This window comes from Providencia sp. PROV080 (assembly GCF_033688105.1).
GTDB lineage: Bacteria > Pseudomonadota > Gammaproteobacteria > Enterobacterales > Enterobacteriaceae > Providencia > Providencia zhejiangensis.
The window spans coordinates 878,690-903,043 of the sequence record NZ_CP096346.1 but is presented as its reverse complement, the minus strand read 5'-3'; the positions used below and the strand labels follow the sequence as shown (position 1 = coordinate 903,043).

Genomic DNA, 24,354 nt, shown 5'->3' with positions numbered 1-24,354 from the left:
CCGTTAATTAGTTGAAACCTGTTGCTGCCATCGCTAAAGTTGTATCTAGCATCCGGTTAGCAAACCCCCATTCGTTATCACACCAAACAAGGGTTTTAATTAAATGCTTACCGCTCACTCTCGTTTGTGTGCCATCAACAATCGCACTGTGCGGATCATGATTAAAATCCATCGAGACTAACGGTAATTCAGTATAGTCTACTATACCACGAAAATGTCCATGCGCGGCGCTTCGCAAGAGTTGGTTTACCGTTGCTACGCTAACATCACTGTGCACGGTAACACTCAAATCAATGGCTGTCACATTGGTTGTCGGTACACGTACCGATATCGCCTCAAAATGATTTTGAAATTTTGGAAAAATTCGCGTAATACCCGCTGCTAGCTTAGTATCAACCGGAATAATTGATTGGCTGGCAGCTCGCGTTCTTCTTAGGTCATGATGATAAGCATCGATAACAGGCTGATCATTCATTGATGCATGGATTGTTGTTACCGTGCCTGACTCAATACCGAACGCATCATCTAACAGTTTAATGATCGGAATAATACAGTTTGTGGTACAAGATGCGTTTGAAATAATTTTATCGTCAATTGTTAGACTATCATGATTAACGCCATAGACAACTGTCGCATCAAGATCATCCGAGCCAGGATGGGAGAAGAGCACTTTTTTAGCGCCCGCATCGAGGTGAGCTAAGCCATCTGCGCGAGAACCGAATGCCCCACTACAGTCAAGCACAACATCAACTCCAAGTTCTTTCCAAGGTAGCGAACTGATATCAGGTTGATGAAAGAGACGAATATTGTCATCGCCGACCTGCAACAGCGAACCGCTAAGGCGGACATCCCAAGCAAAGCGACCATGGCTTGAGTCATACTTCAGCAAATGCGCAATCCCTTCAGGGCTTGCCAGCTCATTAACCGCGACAACCGTAATTTCAGCACGTCGCCCAGACTCATATAAAGCCCTTAGTACACTCCGTCCGATCCGACCGAAGCCGTTAATCGCCACTTTTATTGGCATCCTACACCTTGAATTTCAACAAAATCACACGGCTGATAAGGATAACTGACTCACACAAACTCTACTGCTGATTTTAACGGTCAAACATCAAAAATGTGCTTCACTCGACACTTTTGAAATTTTTTAGCTTATTGACCACAGCAACTGAAACGGTTCAGCTATTTAAGAATTAGATTAAGGGATATAGACACAGAACGCAATAGTCAAAACACATGAAATGCACAAAAAAACAACGCCCCTACAGCAAAATTGATGTAAGGGCGTATTTCACTCTTTCTTACGACCCGTAATTAGGCCGTAAAATAATTACTTCAGCAATGACTTAGCAGCTTTCACTGCGCTTTCAACAGTGATACCGAACTCTTTGAATAGTTCTTCAGCAGGTGCTGATTCACCAAATGTATGCATACCAACGATAGCCCCATTGAGACCTGTATATTTGAACCAGTAATCTGCAATGCCTGCTTCAATAGCAACACGCTTAGTCACACTTGATGGTAGAACGGCTTCACGGTATGCCGCGTCTTGTTTATCAAATACCTCGGTTGAAGGCATTGAAACAACACGTACTTTACGGCCTTCGCCAGTCAGTTGGTCAGCGGCTTTCACTGCTAACTCAACTTCTGAACCTGTCGCGATAAAGATAAGCTCCGGCTGACCATCGCTATCTTTCAGGATATAAGCCCCTTTCTCGATCTCCGCTAATTGCTTAGCAGTACGTGGTTGCTGCTCCAGATTTTGGCGAGAGAAGATCAGCGCACTTGGGCCATCTTTACGCTCGATAGCGTATTTCCATGCGACAGCAGATTCAACTTGGTCACATGGACGCCATGTATTCATATTAGGCGTTACACGTAAGCTAGCTAATTGCTCAACAGGTTGGTGAGTTGGGCCATCTTCACCCAGACCGATAGAGTCGTGAGTATAAACAAAGATACTACGCACTTTCATCAATGCAGCCATACGCACAGCATTGCGTGCATATTCAACGAACATGAGGAATGTTGCACCATAAGGAACAAATCCACCATGTAAAGCAATACCATTCATGATTGCTGACATACCGAATTCACGTACACCATAATGGATGTAGTTACCCGCTTTGTCTTCATTCAATGGTTTAGAGCCAGACCACATAGTCAAGTTACTTGGTGCTAAGTCAGCAGAACCACCTAAGAACTCAGGCAAGACTTTACCAAAGGCTTCTAAAGCATTTTGTGACGCTTTACGGCTAGCGATGTTGGCAGGATTTGCTTGCAGATTTTCAATAAATTTCTTCGCTTCTGCATCAAAATTAGCAGGCAATTCACCCGCCATACGGCGAGTAAATTCTTCAGCTAATTCAGGGAAGGCTTTTGCGTAAGCGGCGAACTTATCATTCCAAGCCGCTTGTTTTTCTTTACCAGCTTGACGGGCATCCCATGCTTGATAGATATCTTGTGGGATTTCGAATGGACCATACTGCCACTCTAGATTTTTACGTGTTGCCGCAATTTCGGCATCACCTAATGGTGCACCGTGAACAGATTCTGTACCTGCTTTATTTGGGGAACCAAAACCGATCACGGTTTTACACATAATCAGCGTTGGTTTATCTGTTTCGCGCTGTGCTTCTGTGACAGCAGCATGAATTTGATCGGCATCGTGACCATCGATATCACGAATAACATGCCAGCCATAAGCTTCAAAACGTGCTGCGGTATCATCAGTAAACCAACCTTGTACATGACCGTCGATAGAGATACCGTTGTCATCATAAAACGCAATCAGTTTATTTAATTTCAGTGTCCCTGCTAGAGAGCACACTTCGTGTGAGATACCTTCCATCATACAACCATCCCCCATGAACACATAAGTGTGATGGTCGACGATGTCATGGCCTGGGCGGTTAAATTGCGCCGCTAAAGTGCGTTCAGCGATAGCAAAACCGACTGCGTTTGCAATACCTTGCCCTAATGGACCTGTGGTGGTTTCAACGCCTGGAGTATAGCCATATTCAGGGTGGCCTGGTGTCTTAGAGTGGAGTTGACGGAAGTTTTTTAGCTCATCGATAGATAAGTCATAACCCGTCAGATGCAGCAAGCTATAGATCAGCATTGAACCATGGCCATTAGAGAGAACAAAACGGTCACGGTTAGCCCAGTGTGGATCTGCTGGGTTATGATTCATATAGTCACGCCACAGAACTTCAGCAATATCGGCCATGCCCATAGGCGCGCCAGGGTGCCCTGATTTTGCTTTTTGAACCGCATCCATACTTAGAAAGCGGATAGCATTAGCAAGGGTTTTACGAGTCGTCATTAGTATACTCCAGGTCGGATAAAAACGTACTTAAACCAATTTTCACAACGCAATACGGAATTATTGCACTTTTTCATAGGCAAACTATGAAACTAACGCAATTTGCTCCATACAGCAATTATTCGCTACATTTGTGCCCGCGAATCGTCAATAAATTAAGCCATTTCAGAGCTGAATCCTTTCCATTGCGCAAAATATCACTTAAAGATGAGTTTTTTGCGCAATTCATTACCCTTATTAAACCTGAGTTTACCATCAGGGATCAAGGTGATTTATGCTTCTTATGCATTTAGAGATAACAATAGTGATTATTGACAAATTTTGCTATGAAAAATTGGCTGATTAGATAGGAGATAAACATGTGCTCTACATATCGAAACAAAAAATCCCCTTTCGTTATACGACTTGGTTATAATCTCGATACAATAGCAGCCCACTAGCCACCAGAAAATGAGTACATTTAGCTCAAACGCACTGAATAATCCAAGGCAGATAAGCATGAAGAAGAGATATCTGCTAATAAATAAAATAATGCATTAGAGGTTTAATTGTGGCATTTGAAATTTTTCGCAATATCGTGCACTACGGTTTTCATTTTTTAGTGCCAATCTTATTTGGCTATCTATTTTGGCGAAAAAATTGGAAATTAGCGGCATTGTTGATGATAGCAACCATGGCGATCGATTTAGATCATTTACTGGCCGATCCGATTTTTGATCCTAATCGCTGCGGTATTGGTTTCCATCCGTTACATACTGGTTGGGCAGCTATCGCGTATGTGATGATATTTTTACTGCCATCATGGAAATTAAAAGCAATTGCGGTGGGGTGTTTATTCCATCTTTTTACCGATTCAGTGGATTGTTATATGGGGAGTTTAAAACAAAATACCACCAATATAGTTCTCATTGAGAAATATCATGAGCACAGAACCTCACTATATTAGTGGTTAGCCATATACAAACCAAAATCGGCTATTTATGATAATAAATATCCATGCTCATAAATAGCCAGATTCTACATTTAACCTATATTACTAAGAATAATAAATATCCTTGGAGCTACTTACTCATGCTCCGATAAAAACCAACATACGCATTAGCAAATAATTGGCAGCCAAATTTGATACCTTCTTTAATCATAAATTGATATTTTGGTTCATCCCAATATTGATTGACAACTTTCAAAAAATCTTCCGAGTGTTCAATATCCAGTTCTCGATGTAAGCCATAATGGGTGATCTTATCTTCTGGAAGCCAGCCCTCTTTAGCTATCGCTTCAAATATCATGCACGATACATCAACAAATGTTCTCTCAATACCCGCATACATAGAAGCAGCAAAACGAAAATCACAAAAAGAAGAAACTCCACGTAATGCTTCATTAAAGATCCGAGCATTAGGTGGGGGGTTTTGTAAATCAATACTGGATATATCACCACCTAAACGTTCGATTAAAGTTATGATTGTATTTCCATGCACATTTTCCTTAACACCTTGACCGTGTTCTTCCCAAAGATTCCCCACCAAGGCAATTCGTGAAATAGGGTCGGATATATTGGCTATAATTTGTGCCATTGGCCTACTGAAAAAATAAACCATCGGTGCAAATTCTAATTGGCTATTTAAAAATTGTTCATGGGTCATTTCACCAGAAGTCAGAGATTTAAAATAGGGATTTTCAGGCAGATTTAAATCAAGTATAGATGATTCCAATTGGTTTTTTAATCCTATATTCAATGACATACATCAACCTCCAAGTTTATTTTTAGGGAAGAATACGTTTTTTATCAAACAAGATAAAAGTAAATTAATCATTTCCTTTAAAATAACCATGGCATATTTCAGTTACATTGACTTATATTTAATTATATTAATCATTAATAATTTATTAGCTCATTAAATTACCGATAAAAATAACATCATAAAATAAACAATTTTAAATAATTCACATAATTAACAAAGTGAAATAATCATTCTAATTTCCAATATATAAATTATATTTCCATCACTTTAGTTTAATTAAAAGTACACGATGATATTTTGTCGCTTTTATGGAAGCTAAAAATAATTACGCCGGGGGTATTTTTACCGATTCACTGGATTGTGATATGAAAAGAGTTTAATACTAAACACGCTACATAATATTTGAATACGGTAGCTTTGGCTCAGTTTTTTAATTATCGCAAGTTGTTCAGGGAGTCTGACATCACCAGAAAAGTAGCCTTCTTTAAGAGCTCGTCATGCTTTTCGAGATGAGCAATTTTCTTTTTTAGTGCACGAATTTCAACTTGTTCTGGTGTCATTGCCGATGCTTTTGGCGAAATACCTTTACGCTCGTTTTTGAGTTGCCGCCCCCATTATCCAATGGTTGATTTACCCACGCCCATGGCATTGGCAGCTTCGGCCGCGGAACAATTTTAATCAATGACAAATTGAGTCGCTTCAAGTTTAAGTTCAGCACTTAAAAATCGTTTTATACGTTTTGCAATAAATGTCACCTGTTTTTTTATGAGGTAATATATCACCTATGACTTGGTAACCAAATTAACTATACTACTCCAAATTTTCATAAGTCCAGTAAATTTCTGAGAAATGGGAACATATTCACTTTCTGTAGCTATTACTTATAAGATTAGCCTAATATGCACTCATTTCTCTAAATAAAAATACCGTTGATAGCACCTGCATATCCAAAATTAGAGCAAATGGCATCACTCAATTTGTAAATAGCAATGAAATTGATGTCGCTTTATTATTTATTGTAAGATGCATTTCAATTAATTGTACCTATTACTACAACACTTGTTTGATATTCCCCTGCTGTAACACTCCCTGTAGACGATTTTAGCTGTCCATCAATTGTAAATGTCACTTCCCCTATCCCCGTATTAACGATCGATGACCCGCCTAATTTCCCATTTATACCAATAGAAGCATTAAAAGGGCCCAGTTTAACTGAATCTCCACCAACCACAGTAAAGGTAATAGATGCATCCTTTGTACAAGATACTGAGCCTATAGATTGAGCCATGTTTCCAGACCAGTCATTCATGCCTACAGTTCCAAAGTTCAGATCAGGTAAATTCACATTACATACAGCTGGGATGTCAGGAATTAACCCGGAAGGAATATCGGTGCCACGTACAGTATTATGAAATAAAGACCGGCAAGTAGAACTATTGACTGTATTTGATGTGCAAGCGATTACATTTGCCAAAGCAGTCATAGACTCATTACGAGCTAAAACCCGAGTATGATTATAACCTCCATTTGAGCAACCCGAAATGGCACATCCACCAGATATAGCCCGCCAAATATAAAAGTCGTTGATGCTTGGTAATGGAATATTAACTGTCGGTAAATCGGATAAAATAGCTTGATTACATGGTTTATCAACCTTTATATACAGATTGGGATCATAAAATACATCACCATACACATCCCAACGCAGATGCCCGTAACTGAAATCATACCAGCCGCCAGGCTCAGTAAAGTATAGAGTTCCATACAAATAACATGATGATCCTCCTGATACGTCAGAAAGCGTATTGTATTTAGCATCAATAGTCACTGCTCCACCGGAGTAGCCATATCTTTCAGCGGACATAACTCCATTATCATACCCAAAACCATCGGTTATAGGACGCCGTTCAATATTATCTTGGATTTTATATACTGTTCCGAATATTGAAAAAGACCCCTGACCATCTCCTACTGCTCTTTTCGGAGTATTTTCCTGATTGAAGTAAGATGCCCCAATAGAAGTTAATGGAAAAGTGAATAGCAAAAGAGCTAACTGAATGCGCATTTATGGATTCCTTGTGTCGCTTGATAATGAATACTCATCAACGAAATCTATTTTGAAATTGAATACCAAGAAATTTGCCACCGCTTAAACTGTTATTGTGAGATAAATACTAAGCAATAGATGGCAAATAAATCACTACTAAACCTTAGCGAGCATTGGCGTATATAGTCTTGCACTAGCCTGATAGAAAACAACCCGTCTCTACCCCGTAAAATGGGGCATCGCTTCACTGATATATCAACATATACGTCAGCGTCGCCGTAAAAAAACCTGGCTGAATGCTCTCTACCGTTGCGCCTTCCACTGCCTGTATATATGACCGTAACCGTATCGTCATATCCCCTTTTTTTATCGGCATTAAAGGCTCTACCTGAGTGTTATTAATGGGTAACGCTACACCACTCGGGGTTTCAAGACCTATCGCAATCCCACTAGCCTGACTTCCAGCATCCACATTCAGTAATCCATTGTCGGTCGTCGAAACACCGCTAAATTTCACTGAAATACTATTTCCCAAAGAAGTATCACAATCCGTCAAATGAAACAGAATATCTTCTTTGCTGTAACGACGCTGCCCATCCACCAAATCCTTTGAATTAATATTGCCCCCAAAGTCAACTCCGAAGTTCTCATAATTCGGGTCAACCGTGCACGGCAACGCAATCAACGTTCCACTGTACTGAATATCATTACTGTTCGCCGCCTGAGCCACTGACGGTAGAAAACTGCAACACCACAGTATTGCACTCATCGACATCCAGAAAGTTCTCTTGTGATTGAATATCCTCATGGGTAATTCATCTCCACACTAGCCGTCGCGGTAAAATTCCCTTCATATAACATTGCAGACGGGTCAGTATCCTTCACTGGCACCGCATACAAGGGTAAAGTTGCAACGCCATTATCCGACATCGTTATCGGTGTCCCTGTGTTAGGTGGTATGACGACCCCTTGATGGTATAATCGTACCCCCAACCCGGTCTGACTAGCTTGCAAGGCTTTATTATCAAAACTCTCCGCGACCATCCCGCGATACTCAAGATATAACGCCACGGCATTCCCAAGCCCTGTTCCGCAACTCAGCGTCAAGGTAAAGTCTTGGCGATAGTTTTCGCCATTAATCTTGGTGATCCCCACCTCGCCAAACGGCACGCGGATCGGCTGGTCAACCCCGTCCGGCCCCGCCACATCACACGGCGGGTTTTGGATTAAGTTGGCGGTAAAGTTCACATCTACCGCATACGTCGTCAGCGGCATCAAGCCGCTTAGCCATAATGCCATTGCAGATATCTTAGCTTGTCGGTTCATCATTATTGATACTCCACACTCAACGTCGCGGATGCAGTCATCTGACCGTCATTAATCCCCCCAGTCCCACTGCCAATCGGTATCACACTAAGGGTTGGCTGAGTGCTATAATTAAAATGACGCCAGACGCCTAAATTCAGATTACTGTTACCCGCCATAAGGCGTAATCCTAAGTTCTGGTCCGAGGTGGACAACACATTCGCCGCTTGGCCACTCATGCGGGGGCCATCAAATTTCAGTTTTAAGGCTGGATTACTTGCTGCATCGTCGCAACTTAGAGTATACGGAATGTCAGTTTTTCCGTAGCTAACCCCATCGATGTTTTTTATGATCAGGTCGCCCATCGCCACATTGATGGGCTGTCCAATCCCGTCAGGCCCGTAGATATCACAGGTCTTCTCAACTACCGTGACCTTCACGGTTAAGGTATAGGTTTCTGCAAGGGTCGCCGCTGAACACAGCATCAAACTGCTCATCAACAGACTGGTTGCCAGCACTTTCGGCAGTCGACATCGTCTCATTGTCATAATGATGACCACTCCTACTCGTACAACATTTCAAATGCAATCAGCGCCGAATACGCCCCCGGCACAAGCTGCCCCGTTCTCACCGGCGTCACGTAATAGGTCAACTGACTTTGCCCTGAAGGCAATAACTGTGGCTCACTTTCTAACCCCAAAGGTAGCAGTGAACCATTTGGTGTCGTGATAGCCAGCCCCAATCCTTTTACCCCATTGACACGAGCGATATCCGGCATTGATGGCACACTATCTGCTAAAAAACGAATTTTGACTGCTGGTTGACTGGAGCTCCATGCTGTCATTCCCGTTTGTACATTATCTAAACGAGTCTCTGTTTCTAAACAGTCCTCTAACTCAATCTGAAACGGTACGGGTGCTCCTCTACCATTATGCTGCAAGGTACTGGTATCCAAATTCCCCATCTCAACTGATTGGTAACTAGATGTCATCGCTAGCCGACATGGGCTTTCCGTTAATGAACCAAACACGTACAACACACCATGCTGTCCATCGACATTCCAGTTATCTACTGGCCGATAGAGATTGCCATTATTATCCGCCGCCATGCCTGATAAACTGACGGTGCTGCTAAACATCGCTAGAAGTAAGCCGTATCGGAAAACGTTTTTTCTTTGTAAGTCTGTCATGCGCACTCCTTCAATATGGGCACCGTCAGTCGGGTGCTTACTCGAATTATTCGCTTTTACCATTTGGAACAACCTGACAGCTCGACACCTGACAGCGGAAGGTCAAATTAGGGCGTCCACCATAATCATTGATGTAAGTCAGTACGGGATTATTTCCTAATTGATTAGCGCTGATGCCTAAATCATCCTGTCCAAACGGTGGCACCATGACTGGTGTAAAATCTTTACCATCCGATGCTTTGCCATTAGTTGTCGCATTAATAATCGTGACGTAATACGGTGTGGGATTTTTCACGATATAACGTTCACCTTGTTTATCTAAGGTTAATTTGTCTTGCCATGGCGCACCGTTTTTTTCAGGTATTATCGCTTTAGGTCGATAAAACAGCTTCACTCGTGTTTGCAGAGCAATTTGTAATGTGTTTGGTTTATCGCTTTTTGGCGGTATTTCTCGTAAATTAAAATAAAATAAAGACTCACGATCTTGAGGTAACGAATTAATAGCAGGTAATGCTTCAATTTTTACTTGGCTTGATTTACCTGGCTCTATACGCTGTACGGGCGGTAATACAACTAATGGCGATTGGATCTTCTGCCCTTCCGCATTTTCAATCCACCCTTGCGCTAAATATGGTAACTGTTTGTTGTTATTTGAAATATTGAGTGAGATTGACTTTTGTCCACCATCAAAAATAACCCGAGTCCTATCCATCGATACCGCGGAATAAGCTGTGCTGCTAAATAATGCCAAACCAATTAACCCCATGGTTGTACGATAAGAAATCGTTAATTGCATAGTTATTTACCTTTTATTTCTGTGTTCTCTCTTGAGCCATGCTTTTCGTGAATTAGGCTATTCTTGTGCTGAATAAAACTATCTTTTCGCTATCACTGTTGATGCTGGTAACGTTGTCGGAATACACGGCAGTAGTAATGCTTCCTGTAAAGAACCTAACTGAATAGGAAAAGTGATCTGGCAAGCCTTATCTTCTCCCCATGTCACAGTCATCACACTCTGAGGGTTAATACCACTGATATAAGCACTTCCAGAATCACCCACAATTCCTGTGTTTTGCGCTTTACTGTTTTGTATTTGAGCGCCGAATGGCGGGTGGCTACCATCAGGCAATCGCAGTACAGTCATCGCTTTTTGTCCTGATACCACAGCAAAATGACGATAACCTACAGCGCCTTCTGTGAGCGTAGCTTGTACTACCGACTGCTGTGCTTCTACATTGTCTGGTAATGCATTTAAATCAATTTGAGCCTTACTACGGTAGTAACTACTCACATCACCAACAATGGCTTTACCAAACATATTCGAGGTGATCGGTGCACCTATCCCTTTGATCGGTACATCCGAAACACCATCGGTATCGACTAACATTCGCGTTCCTCCTAATGTATTAACACGATGAAGTCCGCTTCCCTCTGGGGTAAAAGTCATTCCACCGCTCATTGATAGACCAAATGCACTATATTGGTTATGCATATAACTCACATTAGCCGTTAAACGTGCGATATCAGCTTGATGGGTGATAAATGCACTCCCCGTTCCTCCTTTTTTGCTACTCCCGGCACTCAACTGGTATGTCGTTCGATCATTGATTCGGTCGTAATAGGTCGCCCGATTTGTCGTATCGTAGCGACTACTATTCAGCGAATACCCTACGTTGGCGCCGTTACTTAAGGGGAATGAGGTCGATAGATATATACTGTCATCCTTGACACCGTTATAAACACTGCGGTTTGCCGATAAGTTAACACTGATATTTTTAAGTGAACCAATATCCATATATTTCGACAGCATAATGCTGTAATAATCATTATCCGGCTGATCCCAATAAGTTTGGTGGTTATAGTTGAGGTATAACGACATTCCTAACTCGCCGAAATTTTTATTCAGCGATATCGTATATAACTCTTTACTCCCTCCATAACGCTCACCGGTTTTCAGTGCATTTAAGAAATCAGACATCGACATAAAGTCACGCTCGGAAAAGCGATAACCTGCAAATTGAATAGTGCTATCAATCGCCTCAAAACGTTTAGAGTAATTAATACGGTAAGAACCTCCGCTTAAATTCCCCATATTTGGTAATCGAGCAAAAGATTGAGTAACATCGAAAGATAAAGCTCCAAATGCCAATAAATCACGCCCAATACCCAGCGATACGGCATTGTAATTTTTACTATTCAGGCTACCGCCAAATAGTGACCAGCCATTGTTGACTCCCCACGAAAATTCACCCGTGACAAAAGAATCCCCTTCACTGTGACGCTGATAATTAGTTGGCTGGCCTAATGCTAATTTGTATTGTATTTGCCCCGGACGCGTTAAATAAGGCAAGCTAGCTGTATCTATTTGAAAGTCTTGAGTTGTACCATCTTGTTCTTTAACTGTGATATCGAGTTTGCCACTAACAGCATCACTCAAATCCTGAATACGAAACGGCCCAGGAGCGACTTGTGTTTCGTACAACACTCGCCCTTGCTGGCTAACTATTACCGTCGCATTTGTTTTTGCGATACCTGTCACTTCTGGTGCATAACCACGCAAATTTGGCGGGAGCATATTCAATTCAGAACGCACACTGGCGCCAATAAAACGAAATGAATCAAAGATATTAGAAACGAGGTAATCCTCCCCTAATACCAATTTAGCAGCGAGTGACGGCAATGCGCGATAGGCATAAAACCGATTCCAGTCAAAGTCTTTATTAACCGAATCACCAGAACCAGTCGCATGATTTAAACGACCTTGCCAATCAGCGCGAAAGCGCCAAGCCCCTAAGTTCACCCCTACAATACCATTTCCATTTAACGCATAACTATCGTGACCACCGTTATATGAATTATTGGCATTACCATTAATGTTATAGTCCAGCATCAACGCAGCAATTCCCTCATCCCAACGCGATGGTGGATCCCAGTTAGGCGCAGTGAATTCGAGATAAGCTTGTGGGATACTCACGTATAATGACGAGGTAGCTAAATCACCATGGATTTGCATCCCTGGTAAACTACTTGCTGTCAGACACTGTCCGTCATGCCACCATGCCAACTCTTTTTTTGCCGATGAAGTCAATCCAAATTGATCCGCTACCTCTGGCGATATACAAGCTGTACTACCTTGTGGATCATCTTCAGGGGGATAAAAAGGCACTGACACTTCTGAAAACTGCTCGCCATTTACCTTTAATGTTAAAGAATAGGTCCCCGGCATGATGTAACCCGCACGAGAGAACTGCTCTAGATCAATGTTATTTTTATCTTCTAGATCTAGCACATCCGTATTGAATTCAATTGTCTCAGTTGCCCACAATGGCGTTGATAGACCATAGAATGAAAAAACAATGGCTAGGCCTAAGCGACTAAGGCGAAAAAATACAGGTCGTGAAGAAGACATAAATAACATCCCTAAAAATCAGGTTCAGGAAAAACGTAAGCTAAAAAGAAAAAATGACTTTTTATTATTAGTAATAATCCAGCTTAAAACGCAGTGCGCTTTGATATTGCCCCGGACGTAAAGGCTCTTTATCGGCAACTAGCCTTAACCCATAATTCAGTACAGTATTTCCCGGTGCGATAGTTTGTTTCTCTGTGGACTTCCCTGGATAAATAGGCTTCCCATCTGCATCTTGTAATAACAGAGCAACGCCACGCGCATCTCCCGACACCGTAAACCAATTACCAGAAGCAGGACCGTCAAAAGTCACCGTAAAAGCTTGCCAAGGAGAACCGGTATATGGCACTAAAGTGCAACCAATTAGCGTAATAGAGAAAGGGTGAACAGGACCTTGTCCTTGTTGGCGTATTGTTCCAACGGGTAATATTCCCATGTCGACAACCTGTTCATAAGAACCGGTATCAATAGCACATGCAGAATCGACAATACTGCCATTCATGTTGACACTTCCCCATAGTGTGGAAGCTTGTGCTTGTACACTCGGTAAAGTGGCAAATTGACTAACAAGTAACATGACTAAAATAGCTTTCATAACCGAGTTCCCCCCTCTTTTATATTTCCCCTAATCACGAAGTGACTTAGGGGAATACTTCATTGACAATAACGATTAGTTATAGGCCAATGTAAAATTGGTCACAGCTTGGAAACTACCCGGAACAACAGTCGCATCTGACATACCTTGTAGCGCAGCTTGAAAACTCAAAATGTTATTACCTGAGGTATAAGCACGCTCAACGGTTGAATCATTGATATTGATTTTTGCACCTGATTTATTCATCAATACAATACCTGCACCAGACGCATCACCTGTAATTTGAATTAATCCAGTATTGCTACCATTGTTTACCCACTCTGTACCTTCAAATTTCACTTCAACCATATTGTTATATTTTTGGGTAACGCCATCTTTATCTTTATATTCTGCGTTCAACGTGCAACCTTCGAGATGGATCTCAAAAGGCTGAGCTGCGGACATACCACCTTTCTGTAGGGTAACATTAGAAACCTGTCCTAAATCAATAGTTTGACTTTCATCTCCTGGAGCGATTGAGCATGGTGCTTCAATGATAGACCCCGTGAAAGTTACTGTCCCTTTTCCTGCATCCACAGCAAAAGCGGATGCACTCATTGCGCCAGAAATTAAGGTTGCTAAAATAATTTTTTTCATGATTGCCTCTGCAATATAAATATATCGTACTTAAAAAATAGGAATGTATTCACAATCCTTCAGACGTGTTTATTCCTAATTATTTAAAGATAAATAATTTAAAAAACTTTAAATAAAAAAGAATGGTGATATAAAATAATTAATAGAAAATAACTAACCCCATAAGTTAGTTTGATCATACCGAGAAAAAGTTTCTAGCTGTTTTTTTAATTCTTCAGACTGCTCAGAAGAACTAAATACATTGTGGTACTGTACACTGATTTTCTTTTCCTTTTCGAATACCCGTAAAAAGACCTGATTAAAGAAATCAGTTAATGAAACATTTAATGCGTTTAAAATAACAATCAATGTATCTATTGTTATATTACAAACCCCACATTCATAGCGTGATATTTGTTGTTGGGAGACATTAACTACCTTAGCTAGCTCCTTTCCGGTCATCAAACGTTCTTTACGTAATTTATGTATTTCTTCTCCAATCGCTTTGGTAAAAACAGTTTTTGAATCATTGAGTTTATTTTTCGGCATTTGCACCGCACCTACTCTCACTATTTTTCTCCATGCATTAAATTAATTAACCTTACTACTCAAACAGTATTAAAATAAATATAACGAACGAAGATAACTAATAAAAACTGATACCCTTAGAAAACCAATTCATTTAAAAACCGACTAAAAATCGAATAAAAAACCTATTCTCTACACATTTTATGCAACTTTAAGGATATATGAATAAATAATATTGTATTATGTGTTACCACTGAATCAATGCCCATTAATTTACTTGAGCATTCACGCAAAATCAAACCTAATCCATCCCAGCTAGCAGTACAAACAACCACCAGATACACCGCTGGAGAGTAAATTAAATATCATAAAAGCTAGCTATATAGCTGGCTTTAACCGCATTCCTTTTTATGAGCATCCATATAAAATGGTTTTTTTAACCACAAAAACACCAATTAAGATGCAAATAAAGATGAAAGTTTTAAATTTAACAAATAGTCATAATTTTTAGTAAAAATATAAATTAATTAATTAATTAATTAAATATCTCTAATAAAGTAACTGGAAAGCAAAAACAACATATTTTTCATATAGATACAAAACAAGATCTGTTTTTAAAAATAATAACAAATCTTCAAATATCAGATAAGTCACCTTCAATAGTTAACTTTATCTTTTGATTATACTAATAATACTCACCACGATTTCATCGTCGTTTTTAAAATAACAATCACCATAATTAAAAATAAACGTGTTAATTTTTAGTTAATTTCTAAATATTGAAAAATCACTATTAATTTAAATAATATAAATATGCAAAAAAAGTGAATATACCTGATTGTGTTTATTTATTATTTGAAAATTAAACATACTCATAGCGAGTATCAAAAATAGACAAAATTAAACGAAAAGTAAAATTTGAATTTTAAAAATAATTTAAATTGCAAACTATTATTATTATCAATAACAAAAAAGTAATCTTAAAGTCATAAGGAGATGAGTAAGTGATTTATAGATTATTTAACGAGATAGTTTATATCGCCAACAAAAAGAGAATTAAATCGATTTAAGCTATTCAGGATGGGAAGTACTCATAGATTGTAAAGCCAAATGATCCACACAAAAGGACGGGAATTAAAATTATCTAATCAATTTGGTTATAGTCATACCTCAACAGCTATTATTAATGTCATATTAGCTTTCATCTGTTTATTTAGATTTATAAATTGATTACGCGTAATAACAGTCTTATCTCAAGGCTTCGTTCTCTGTTTCATAAACTTTATTACTGACTAGCTGAGAAATCGTCATGAACACAGATTGAGATATCAAGAGCACTCCTATCACTACTTTTATGACGGATTTTTCTTTGACGTGTTTTTTTAAAAGGTTAAAAAGCATAAAAACAAAAAGCCCTGACTCTAAGAGTCAGGGCTTCGATATCTGGCGGAACGGACGGGACTCGAACCCGCGACCCCCTGCGTGACAGGCAGGTATTCTAACCAACTGAACTACCGCTCCGAATGTCCCTCTAGGGAACGAGATGCATATTACGAATACTTACCATGCCAGTCAATACTTTTTCTTGAAAAATCGTACAGTTGAACAGTTTTTAGCCTCAAAAGCGAATAAAGACTAATGAATAGTCTCTTCCTCATCTGGAGATTGTCGCCAAAGACAAGGTTTTCCCCCTTTCTTATCTACGATATCAAGTCGTTTTTCATGCTCAATAAGCTCTTCATCGGTCGCATAAAGCACTTTTAAGCCACTCGTTGGACGCTCGATGCGTTGTACCTCTTCAACATAGCTTTCATTCGATGTGTCTGCTTCCATAGAAAAAGCTAAAGATGTCTGTCCCCCCGTCATCGCTAAATACACGTCGGAAAGGATCTCAGCATCCAATAAAGCGCCATGCAGTGTACGCTTAGTATTATCAATCAAATAACGATCACACAAAGCATCCAAATTATTTCTTTTACCTGGAAATATTTGTCGAGCAAGCACTAAACTATCGGTTATCTGGCAAAAATCAGCGGTAGGTGGTATGCCTCTATTTAATTTAGCAAATTCATAATCCATAAAACCAATATCAAAGGGAGCGTTATGGATAATGAGTTCAGCACCGCGAATAAACTCAAGAAATTCATCAGCAATATCAGCAAAAGTCGGTTTATCCTGCAAAAATTCATCACTGATACCATGCACTTCAAATGCTTCGGGATCCACTAACCGATTTGGTTTAATGTAGACGTGAAAATTACGGCCAGTCAGCCTACGATTGATGACCTCAACCGCACCAATTTCAATAATATTATGGCCTTCATAATGAACGCCTAACTTATTCATACCGGTGGTTTCGGTATCGAGGACAATTTGTCTTGTTATCGCCGTGCTCATAATGGGTTTTTGTGTCAAACTAGAGATTGATGAATAAGGTAGAGTTTAACAGAAATGACAAAGCAGGTAGAAATTTTCACGGATGGTTCTTGTCTGGGTAATCCAGGCCCAGGGGGGTATGGTGTTCTTCTTCGTTACCAACAACATGAAAAAACGCTCAGTGAAGGCTTTTTTTTAACGACGAATAACCGTATGGAGCTACTGGCTGCTATTGTCGCCCTCGAATCTTTAAAACGCCCATGCGATATCATTTTAACCACCGATAGCCAATATGTTCGCCAAGGGATTACTCAGTGGATACATAATTGGAAACGGCGTCAATGGCGTAAAGCAGATAAATCTCCTGTCGTCAATGTAGACCTTTGGAAACGCCTGGATGCGGCTATCACTCGCCATAAGATCGACTGGCGTTGGGTAAAAGGCCATGCAGGCCATCCTGAAAATGAAAAATGTGATGAGCTCGCTCGACAAGCAGCAGAGTCACCAACTCAAGAAGATACAGGTTACCAACCAGCTCAAAGTTAAATGTTAACTCGCCTATATTATTTGGACGAAATACAGCTCAGCGCATACATTATATTCTTTTGCATGCTATGAGTTCTTTGAGCGATCCGACATACGTTTTGTGGCACCTAATGCGGTACTTATTTTCACTTTGGGCTGTTTAAATTTTAGTAATGTTGGCGTTAATGGATAAGTACGCTTTCGTGCCACAATCACATTCAATGTCCCAATCCCCCCAATACGTTGATTCAACCAATTGTTAGGGCTGTGCCACGGAAATACCTGACAATTACAATGATAAAGCACTTCATAATTTAATAGACTAAGCCAATCGAATACCCTTAACGTTGGAAATAGACGACTACAATAAGGCTGTTGTTTACGAAGAAATGGCACCATTTTCCCAAGGCCTAATAAGCTAAATGGATTAAAGCCTGAAATAATTAACCAACCATCATCAACTAATAGGCGATCCACTTCACGTAGCATCCAGTGAGGGTCATGGCTATAGGCCAATACATGTGACATTAAGCATGCATCAATAGATTTATTAATAAAAGGAAGAGCTTGGGATTCTGCAAGAACATGGAAACGAGGGTCATCATTCCCTACACTAAACTGATGCGATATCATGCACTCTTCAGTATCGATCTCAGTGCTTAGATGTCCTAACTTAAGCAAATGAAAGCCAAACATTTTTGGCCACCAAGGACGAAGCTGATATTGTAGGGCTTGGCGGTATTGCCTCCCGAATGGGATATCAGACCAACTTACAGGCATCTGGCGTTTTTTTTCAATACGCGCTGGCTTCATCGAAATTCCCCTTAATCACAATATAGAGTAGAGGTCATTATGGAGTTAATACGAGTTCCTGCTTTAAACGATAACTACATTTGGATTCTTACGGATGCTAATCAACAGTGTATCATTGTTGACCCCTCAGAGTCAGAACCCGTCCTCGAAATATTGTCAGCAAAAAAGTTGACTCCTATCGCTATCTTACTCACCCATCATCATAATGACCATACTGGCGGTGTAAAAGGTATTCTGAAAGTGTTTCGTGACCTTCCTGTTTTTGGTCCCCAAGAAACGCAAGTAAAAGGAGCGACAGAATTAGTCAGTGATGGTGATAGTGTCAAAATCGATAATTTTGATTTTAAAATTATCGGTCTACCGGGACATACACTTGGTCATATTGCTTTTTATCACGCTCCTTATCTCTTTTGTGGGGATACCTTGTTCTCAGGTGGCTGTGGCAGAATATTTGAAGGTACACCAGAGCAAATGTATCAATCAATCCAAAAAATAGCCGCCCTGCCCGATGAAACACTCATCTGTTGTGCACATGAATATACCCAATCTAACCTTAAGTTTGCGCATCATATTTGGCCTGAAAACCAACAAATTAGCCAATACCAAGAAGAAGTCGCCGCTAAACGCAGTAAACAGCAAGCTACTGTGCCAACCACACTCAAAACTGAACGAAAAATAAATATTTTTCTACAGTGCGATAATGCCGAGCTGCAAAACAAGTTAAATATAAATCAAGCAAACCCACCACTTAGGGCCGTTTTTACCGTTTTACGTCAATTAAAAGATCATTATTAACGTTTAATTATTGTCTTCTTTGTGTCGGATAAGTATTATTGTTCGACTTTTACACATAAAACAAAGAATATTGACACAATGAAGACAATAGCGACGATTATCGCCATTGTTCTGCTGGCCGGATGCCAAGCTTCACCACAAAAAACCAAGCAGAACAAGTCTTCAGCAAACCACACTATAGAAAGCGTTGCTCCACATAATCAGGCAGCAAGTAGACAAACCTCAACAATAGATAGCGATCTTTGGGGTTATATCAGTGATGAGCTGAAGATGGATATACCTGATAATTCAATCATCAGGGAACAAGCCAGCAATTATTATACAAAACAAAGTTTTCTCTACGATGTCACATTAAGGGCAGAACCTTATATGTATTGGATCGTAGACGAAGTCAATGCACGTAACTTACCAATGGAATTGGCCTTAATTCCTATTATAGAAAGTTCCTTCAATCCAAAAGCAACCTCTCCGGCACAAGCAGCAGGTCTTTGGCAAATTGTTCCTATCACTGCCCGCTCTTACGGATTAAAACAAGACCAGTGGGTCGATGAGCGTCGTGATCTCGTGACATCGACTAAGGCTGCTTTTGATTTGCTCGAAAATTTAAATATTATGTTTGGCCATGATTGGGAACTCACACTGGCTGCTTATAACTGTGGTGAAGGATGTGTGTTGAATGCGATCAAAAAGAACCAAGCCGCTGGATTACCGACGGATTTTTGGTCGTTGTCCTTACCAAAAGAAACTAAACAGTATGTCCCTAAAATATTAGCGCTCAGCCAAGTATTAAGAAACCCTGAAAGATATCAAGTCAAATTACCACGCAGTAATAGAAGTCGCGCATTAACTCAGGTTGATGTAGGGCAACAAATTACCTTAACCCAAGCAGCAGAATTAACAGGTATCTCAGAGGAATCACTAAAAACATATAACTCAGGTTATAAGCGTGGTGTAACATCACCAAATGGCCCTCATTATATTATGTTGCCTACGGCAAAAGCAGAGCAGCTTAAATTATCGCTTTCTGACCAAGCCGTTTTAAATAATATTCGTACTGCTGTTGCTCAAAACCAACTTAAACGATCAGCACCACAAACTAATGGCTTTACTCATAAAGTTGTTAAAGGAGAATCGATCGCAAGTATTGCTAAAAAGTTCAATACCACTAGTAAGAGTATTAAACAACTTAATGGGATGAAAACGGCGAATATCTATCCAGGACAAACCCTTAAGATAAAAGGCAGTGCACCTGCATCAAATAAGCGTAAATCCAAAACGTATAAAGTAAAGAAAGGCGATTCTTATTATAGTATAGCCAAAAGACATGGAATTAAGCTCAATGATTTAATGAGTTGGAATTCTGGGGTCAAAATGGCAGATCTAAAACCAGGCGTTACATTGAATCTTTACCTATAAAATAATTTTTCTTTATGTACCTACCGATTAATCGGTAGGTATTACTTATTTAGTACCAAAAATTAATTATACTTATCAATATTGATATCATATTCAATAGCCGTTAATACCAAACCTATATTGTTAAAAAAATATTTTAAGATTATTTTGCAGATCGCTTTTTAAGTTAAATTGATCGTGATTTTTTGTAAACAAACGAAAAGTACTGCTAATCTGATATAAAACTCCCCCAGAATTGTGTTTAATCGATATAAATAGCACAAAAAGGCCTAGGGATACTTTTATTTTTGAAAAAAAACACCAGTCAGGTGGTGACTTATGTAATAAAAGTGCTATATTATTAGCACAGCGAAAACTGTTAGCGCTGCTAGCCCGTATTTGAATATTACAGATATAATTATTGATAATTCTAAAAAACTACACCTATTTTTTACAACTTTATATAACCTAAGATATTGATTAATAAATACTTAAGTTAATTATCAAGGTGTGTTATTTAGTTTGTACTCGATTATTTTGATATAGAAATACACATAGCAAAGGTTAGTCTCGCCTGCGGAGGTGATTATGGATGAATATTCACCCAAAAATTATGATATATCAGAGTTAAAATACTTGTGTAACAGTTTGAATAGAGAAGCAATTTCAAGCTTACAGAAAACAAATACACATTGGATAAATGATTTAAGCTCACCACAAAGTGTACGGCTCAATGAGCTTATTGAACATATAGCCGCCTTTGTATGGCAATATAAGATCAAACATCCAAAAGATAATCTCGTTATATCATTAGTAGAAGAGTATCTTGACGAGACTTACGATTTATTCGGTAGTCCGGTAATAACGTTAAGTGAAATTATTGACTGGCAGAGTATGAATCAAAATCTTGTCGCTGTACTTGATGATGATTTAAAATGCCCTGCAAGCAAGACCTAAAGATATTATTCACCACTAAATAAACTATAACATAGCATGTTATAAAGATTTTTAATTATCAATAAAAGAAAGGGTATTATGACCAAAACTGATTATCTGATGCGTTTAAGAAAATGCACAACCATCGATACACTTGAGCGTGTTATTGAAAAAAATAAGTATGAGCTTTCTGAAGACGAGCTGGAACTATTTTACTCAGCCGCAGATCACCGTCTTGCAGAACTCACTATGAATAAACTTTATGACAAAATTCCAGCCTCTGTTTGGAAATTTGTTAGATAACTACTTATTAATATGCTCAGATAATAACTGGTTATAGCCGGTAATTTATTTTATCGGCTTAATGTGTGTATTGACTTTAATTTATTAATTATTACAAAAAAATATCACCATTCTACATAGACTTTACTTATCTAAACATAATCGTTGCCCACTAGATAGATTTAGCTTTTAATGCTTAAACAATAGTGCAATGTTTATTCATAAAAATTTGTAGCGCCCTATAAATAATGGTCGAGCTATCCCATTCGTCGCCAAAATGAATAATCCATAACTTACGCTTGTATTATGAATATCATTTTTAGTTGTATATAAGACTAAAAAATAATAAGGGATAAATGGAAGAAAGATGAGTGAACGGCTTATGATTGGGTGGGAGCCCTGCCAGCGACATCCCGGCACACACATCCCCTGCCATGGCTGCTTCCTTCCGGACCTGACCTAGTTAACAAGTTAGCGTTGCGGGAGAACCAACAGAGCCCCCATTGATTGCTTCCTAAAAAGCAGGTGGCATTATGCTTGATGATGACTAAAATAGCAAGGAAAGCGCTGTTAAGTGCTGGTTTATTACACAATAGCAAATCACTATTAAGCTTGATAAAAATAGACTCAATTATTTCGTAGGCTCAAGTACTAATTGAATATTATTTGTGACGCCATCATTCATCACTATACTTTCAGCCTTTGAAACAAACCATAAATCACCATCAACAGACACCGTAGCTCTTAGCGCAAGATGTGCATTCTGACGTACTTCATCCTTTTGGTAGCTCAGTTCAAAAGGAAAGACAAATTGCTTCTCTTTTACTTGATAATATTTTTGCGCCAAAATCAAATCAGGTAACTCAGCGATAGAAATATCAGCTAAGGTCACCGTAATTAATGCATTTTCAGGCAATACCGCTTGTTGCGGGATAACCATTTGCCCCTTGATAACCTTCGCATCCACACTCTTTTTCGTTGGATGGCTGTGATGACCTAACTTTGTCTCATTCGCTTTATTATTATTACCTTCACACCCCCCTAAAAAAGCCAACGCGATAAAGCTAATGATAAATAGGTTTAATTTCATAATAATTGCCTAAAAAACAATTTGTTATCAGAGGATATTTACATTATTTCATTTTAGTTGTAATTTTTAACTACCAAAGATCAGATTATAGCCAAAAATAACCATCAATAAAATACTATCTCAAAATGTAACTGCGCATATCAAGATATAAATTTCATAAAAAAGTCATATTCAGCCTAGGCAATAAGGTGTTTCAAGTCGCAAGCCGCTATCCTCATCACTTTGCGACGTAAAATCGATAACACAAAAACAGTCTACCTATTTTTATGTATTAATGGGAAAATACAATCATCTGATATTTATTAATCAATATTCAAGGTTGCTATGAGTCCAGAATTACAAAATTTAATCAGCCTATTAGAATTGGAAAAGATTGAAGAAGGTATTTTTCGTGGTCAAAGTGAAGATCTCGGACTACCTCAAGTTTTCGGTGGGCAAGTCGTTGGCCAAGCCATGTATGCGGCAGAACAAACCATTCCTGAAGATCGCTTAATTAATTCATTCCATAGCTACTTCTTACGCCCAGGTGATAGCCAGCGCCCAATTGTTTATGATGTAGAGATATTAAGAGATGGCGGCAGTTTTAGCACACGACGAGTCAGTGCAATACAACATGGTAAGCCTATCTTTTTTATGACGGCATCTTTCCAATCCCAAGAGGATGGATTTAACCATCAAAATTTAATGCCTGAAGTCCCATCACCAGAAACATTAATCTCTCAAGATGACATCATCCAGCGTTTGGCTGCTCAGTTACCCGAATCTGTTAAAAAGTATGCTTTGCGCCCAAACCCTTTTGAGTTTCGTCCAATCGAGTTTTATAGTCCTTTCGACACTCCCCCACAGGAACCGTTTCGCTATATTTGGTTTAAAGCGAAAGGGCAATTGCCTGATATTCCATCATTACATAATTATTTATTGGGCTATGCGTCTGACTATAATTTTCTCCCTGCAACGCTCCAACCACATGGCCGTGGCTTTATGGAGAAAGACTTACAGGTTGCCACAATTGACCATTCTATGTGGTACCACCGCCCCTTTAAAATTGATGACTGGCTACTCTATGCTATAGAGAGTCCTTCAGCCTCTGGAGGCCGTGGGTTTGTTAAAGGACAAATTTATAACCAAAGTGGGGAGCTAGTAGCAACAGCGGTCCAAGAAGGGGTGATCCGTAAAAGAAAGCCGCGTTAATTGACAGGTAAACCAACGCAAGTACTCACTAACTAAATAGGGTAAGATAGAAGGCTCACCTCTTATCTTATCCTTTTATATTAAAACCCTGTTCATTCATGCGTCACAGCCCTTCATTATTATTGTGAGAAGAGTATTTTCCATGTTTGAATGGCAGAATCTATTGATCTGCCATTCTTATTGGGTATATATA

23 protein-coding genes, 1 tRNA gene, 1 other RNA gene and 1 pseudogene are annotated in these 24,354 nt (G+C 39.4%); 7 read left to right on the top strand and 19 right to left on the bottom strand.

Features of this window, described 5'->3' with window-relative positions; translation table 11 throughout:
- Window positions 1–7: 7 nt before the first annotated feature.
- Entirely contained in the window at window positions 8–1,027 is a 1,020-nt protein-coding gene (gene epd / locus M1F03_RS03875; RefSeq protein ID WP_154623658.1) for an erythrose-4-phosphate dehydrogenase, read from the bottom strand.
- Window positions 1,028–1,333: 306 nt separating this feature from the next.
- Window positions 1,334–3,328, bottom strand: a complete 1,995-nt coding sequence (tkt, locus tag M1F03_RS03870; protein WP_251465131.1) for a transketolase — start codon at window positions 3,326–3,328, stop codon at window positions 1,334–1,336.
- Window positions 3,329–3,878: 550 nt separating this feature from the next.
- On the opposite strand from tkt, the gene M1F03_RS03865 reads away from it, so the two are divergent.
- A complete protein-coding gene (locus M1F03_RS03865; protein ID WP_163860724.1) occupies window positions 3,879–4,274 on the top strand; it encodes a DUF6122 family protein in 396 nt (131 codons plus the stop codon).
- Window positions 4,275–4,389: 115 nt separating this feature from the next.
- Here the strand turns inward: M1F03_RS03865 and M1F03_RS03860 are convergent, their stop codons facing one another.
- From M1F03_RS03860 to dnaQ, 14 genes and pseudogenes are all read right to left on the bottom strand, one after another.
- Window positions 4,390–5,073, bottom strand: coding sequence for a TenA family transcriptional regulator (locus M1F03_RS03860; protein WP_154635649.1), 684 nt, complete (start codon window positions 5,071–5,073; stop codon window positions 4,390–4,392).
- Between the two features lie 363 nt (window positions 5,074–5,436).
- Window positions 5,437–5,819: pseudogene (locus M1F03_RS03855) on the bottom strand (transposase); the annotation flags it as partial.
- Window positions 5,820–6,103: 284 nt separating this feature from the next.
- Window positions 6,104–7,138: a hypothetical protein gene (locus M1F03_RS03850; RefSeq protein ID WP_318840083.1), complete on the bottom strand. Its 1,035-nt coding sequence runs from the start codon at window positions 7,136–7,138 to the stop codon at window positions 6,104–6,106.
- A 226-nt stretch (window positions 7,139–7,364) separates the two neighbouring features.
- The gene (locus M1F03_RS03845; RefSeq protein ID WP_251465128.1) at window positions 7,365–7,889 is read right to left on the bottom strand and encodes a fimbrial protein; all 525 of its coding nucleotides are present in this window, start codon (window positions 7,887–7,889) and stop codon (window positions 7,365–7,367) included.
- A gap of 35 nt (window positions 7,890–7,924) precedes the next feature.
- Window positions 7,925–8,449, bottom strand: coding sequence for a fimbrial protein (locus tag M1F03_RS03840; RefSeq protein WP_014656757.1), 525 nt, complete (start codon window positions 8,447–8,449; stop codon window positions 7,925–7,927).
- Window positions 8,449–8,973, bottom strand: a complete 525-nt coding sequence (locus tag M1F03_RS03835; protein ID WP_223854850.1) for a fimbrial protein — start codon at window positions 8,971–8,973, stop codon at window positions 8,449–8,451. The genes M1F03_RS03840 and M1F03_RS03835 overlap by 1 nt, the downstream gene beginning before the upstream one ends.
- A gap of 14 nt (window positions 8,974–8,987) precedes the next feature.
- Complete coding sequence (locus M1F03_RS03830; RefSeq protein WP_272661181.1) at window positions 8,988–9,677, bottom strand: fimbrial protein; 690 nt, start codon at window positions 9,675–9,677, stop codon at window positions 8,988–8,990.
- Window positions 9,661–10,410 (bottom strand): fimbria/pilus periplasmic chaperone, encoded by a 750-nt coding sequence (locus M1F03_RS03825; protein WP_042117401.1) that lies wholly within the window; start codon window positions 10,408–10,410, stop codon window positions 9,661–9,663. The genes M1F03_RS03830 and M1F03_RS03825 overlap by 17 nt, the downstream gene beginning before the upstream one ends.
- A gap of 78 nt (window positions 10,411–10,488) precedes the next feature.
- Entirely contained in the window at window positions 10,489–13,023 is a 2,535-nt protein-coding gene (locus M1F03_RS03820; protein WP_251465124.1) for an outer membrane usher protein, read from the bottom strand.
- 67 nt (window positions 13,024–13,090) lie between these two features.
- Complete coding sequence (locus M1F03_RS03815; protein ID WP_004927221.1) at window positions 13,091–13,615, bottom strand: fimbrial protein; 525 nt, start codon at window positions 13,613–13,615, stop codon at window positions 13,091–13,093.
- A 75-nt stretch (window positions 13,616–13,690) separates the two neighbouring features.
- Entirely contained in the window at window positions 13,691–14,251 is a 561-nt protein-coding gene (locus M1F03_RS03810; RefSeq protein ID WP_004927218.1) for a fimbrial protein, read from the bottom strand.
- A gap of 153 nt (window positions 14,252–14,404) precedes the next feature.
- The gene (locus tag M1F03_RS03805) at window positions 14,405–14,800 is read right to left on the bottom strand and encodes a helix-turn-helix domain-containing protein (protein ID WP_163860720.1); all 396 of its coding nucleotides are present in this window, start codon (window positions 14,798–14,800) and stop codon (window positions 14,405–14,407) included.
- A gap of 1,402 nt (window positions 14,801–16,202) precedes the next feature.
- Window positions 16,203–16,279: transfer RNA gene (locus M1F03_RS03800), tRNA-Asp, on the bottom strand.
- Between the two features lie 114 nt (window positions 16,280–16,393).
- Complete coding sequence (dnaQ, locus tag M1F03_RS03795) at window positions 16,394–17,155, bottom strand: DNA polymerase III subunit epsilon (protein ID WP_154624045.1); 762 nt, start codon at window positions 17,153–17,155, stop codon at window positions 16,394–16,396.
- A gap of 54 nt (window positions 17,156–17,209) precedes the next feature.
- Here dnaQ and rnhA point away from each other — a divergent pair, with 54 nt between their 5' ends.
- Window positions 17,210–17,680, top strand: coding sequence for a ribonuclease HI (rnhA, locus tag M1F03_RS03790; protein ID WP_154624044.1), 471 nt, complete (start codon window positions 17,210–17,212; stop codon window positions 17,678–17,680).
- Window positions 17,681–17,746: 66 nt separating this feature from the next.
- Here the strand turns inward: rnhA and M1F03_RS03785 are convergent, their stop codons facing one another.
- A complete protein-coding gene (locus M1F03_RS03785) occupies window positions 17,747–18,472 on the bottom strand; it encodes a class I SAM-dependent methyltransferase (RefSeq protein ID WP_154624043.1) in 726 nt (241 codons plus the stop codon).
- 39 nt (window positions 18,473–18,511) lie between these two features.
- Here M1F03_RS03785 and gloB point away from each other — a divergent pair, with 39 nt between their 5' ends.
- From gloB to M1F03_RS03765, 4 genes are all read left to right on the top strand, one after another.
- Complete coding sequence (gene gloB / locus M1F03_RS03780) at window positions 18,512–19,267, top strand: hydroxyacylglutathione hydrolase (protein WP_154624042.1); 756 nt, start codon at window positions 18,512–18,514, stop codon at window positions 19,265–19,267.
- A gap of 78 nt (window positions 19,268–19,345) precedes the next feature.
- On the top strand, window positions 19,346–20,683 hold the full coding sequence (gene mltD, locus M1F03_RS03775; protein WP_154624041.1) for a murein transglycosylase D: 1,338 nt from the start codon (window positions 19,346–19,348) through the stop codon (window positions 20,681–20,683).
- A 567-nt stretch (window positions 20,684–21,250) separates the two neighbouring features.
- Window positions 21,251–21,619 (top strand): Hha toxicity modulator TomB, encoded by a 369-nt coding sequence (gene tomB, locus M1F03_RS03770; RefSeq protein WP_154635730.1) that lies wholly within the window; start codon window positions 21,251–21,253, stop codon window positions 21,617–21,619.
- Between the two features lie 78 nt (window positions 21,620–21,697).
- Window positions 21,698–21,901 carry an HHA domain-containing protein gene (locus M1F03_RS03765; protein ID WP_004927064.1) on the top strand — a complete coding sequence of 68 codons (204 nt, stop codon included), beginning with the start codon at window positions 21,698–21,700 and terminating at the stop codon, window positions 21,899–21,901.
- Window positions 21,902–22,277: 376 nt separating this feature from the next.
- Here M1F03_RS03765 and ffs read toward each other — a convergent pair.
- Together ffs and M1F03_RS03755 are read right to left on the bottom strand one after the other, a co-directional pair.
- An RNA gene (gene ffs, locus M1F03_RS03760) (signal recognition particle sRNA small type) lies at window positions 22,278–22,374 on the bottom strand.
- A gap of 137 nt (window positions 22,375–22,511) precedes the next feature.
- Window positions 22,512–22,970, bottom strand: coding sequence for a YbaY family lipoprotein (locus tag M1F03_RS03755; RefSeq protein ID WP_251465123.1), 459 nt, complete (start codon window positions 22,968–22,970; stop codon window positions 22,512–22,514).
- Window positions 22,971–23,294: 324 nt separating this feature from the next.
- On the opposite strand from M1F03_RS03755, the gene tesB reads away from it, so the two are divergent.
- A complete protein-coding gene (gene tesB, locus M1F03_RS03750) occupies window positions 23,295–24,161 on the top strand; it encodes an acyl-CoA thioesterase II (RefSeq protein WP_251465121.1) in 867 nt (288 codons plus the stop codon).
- The last annotated feature ends 193 nt before the right edge of the window (window positions 24,162–24,354 follow it).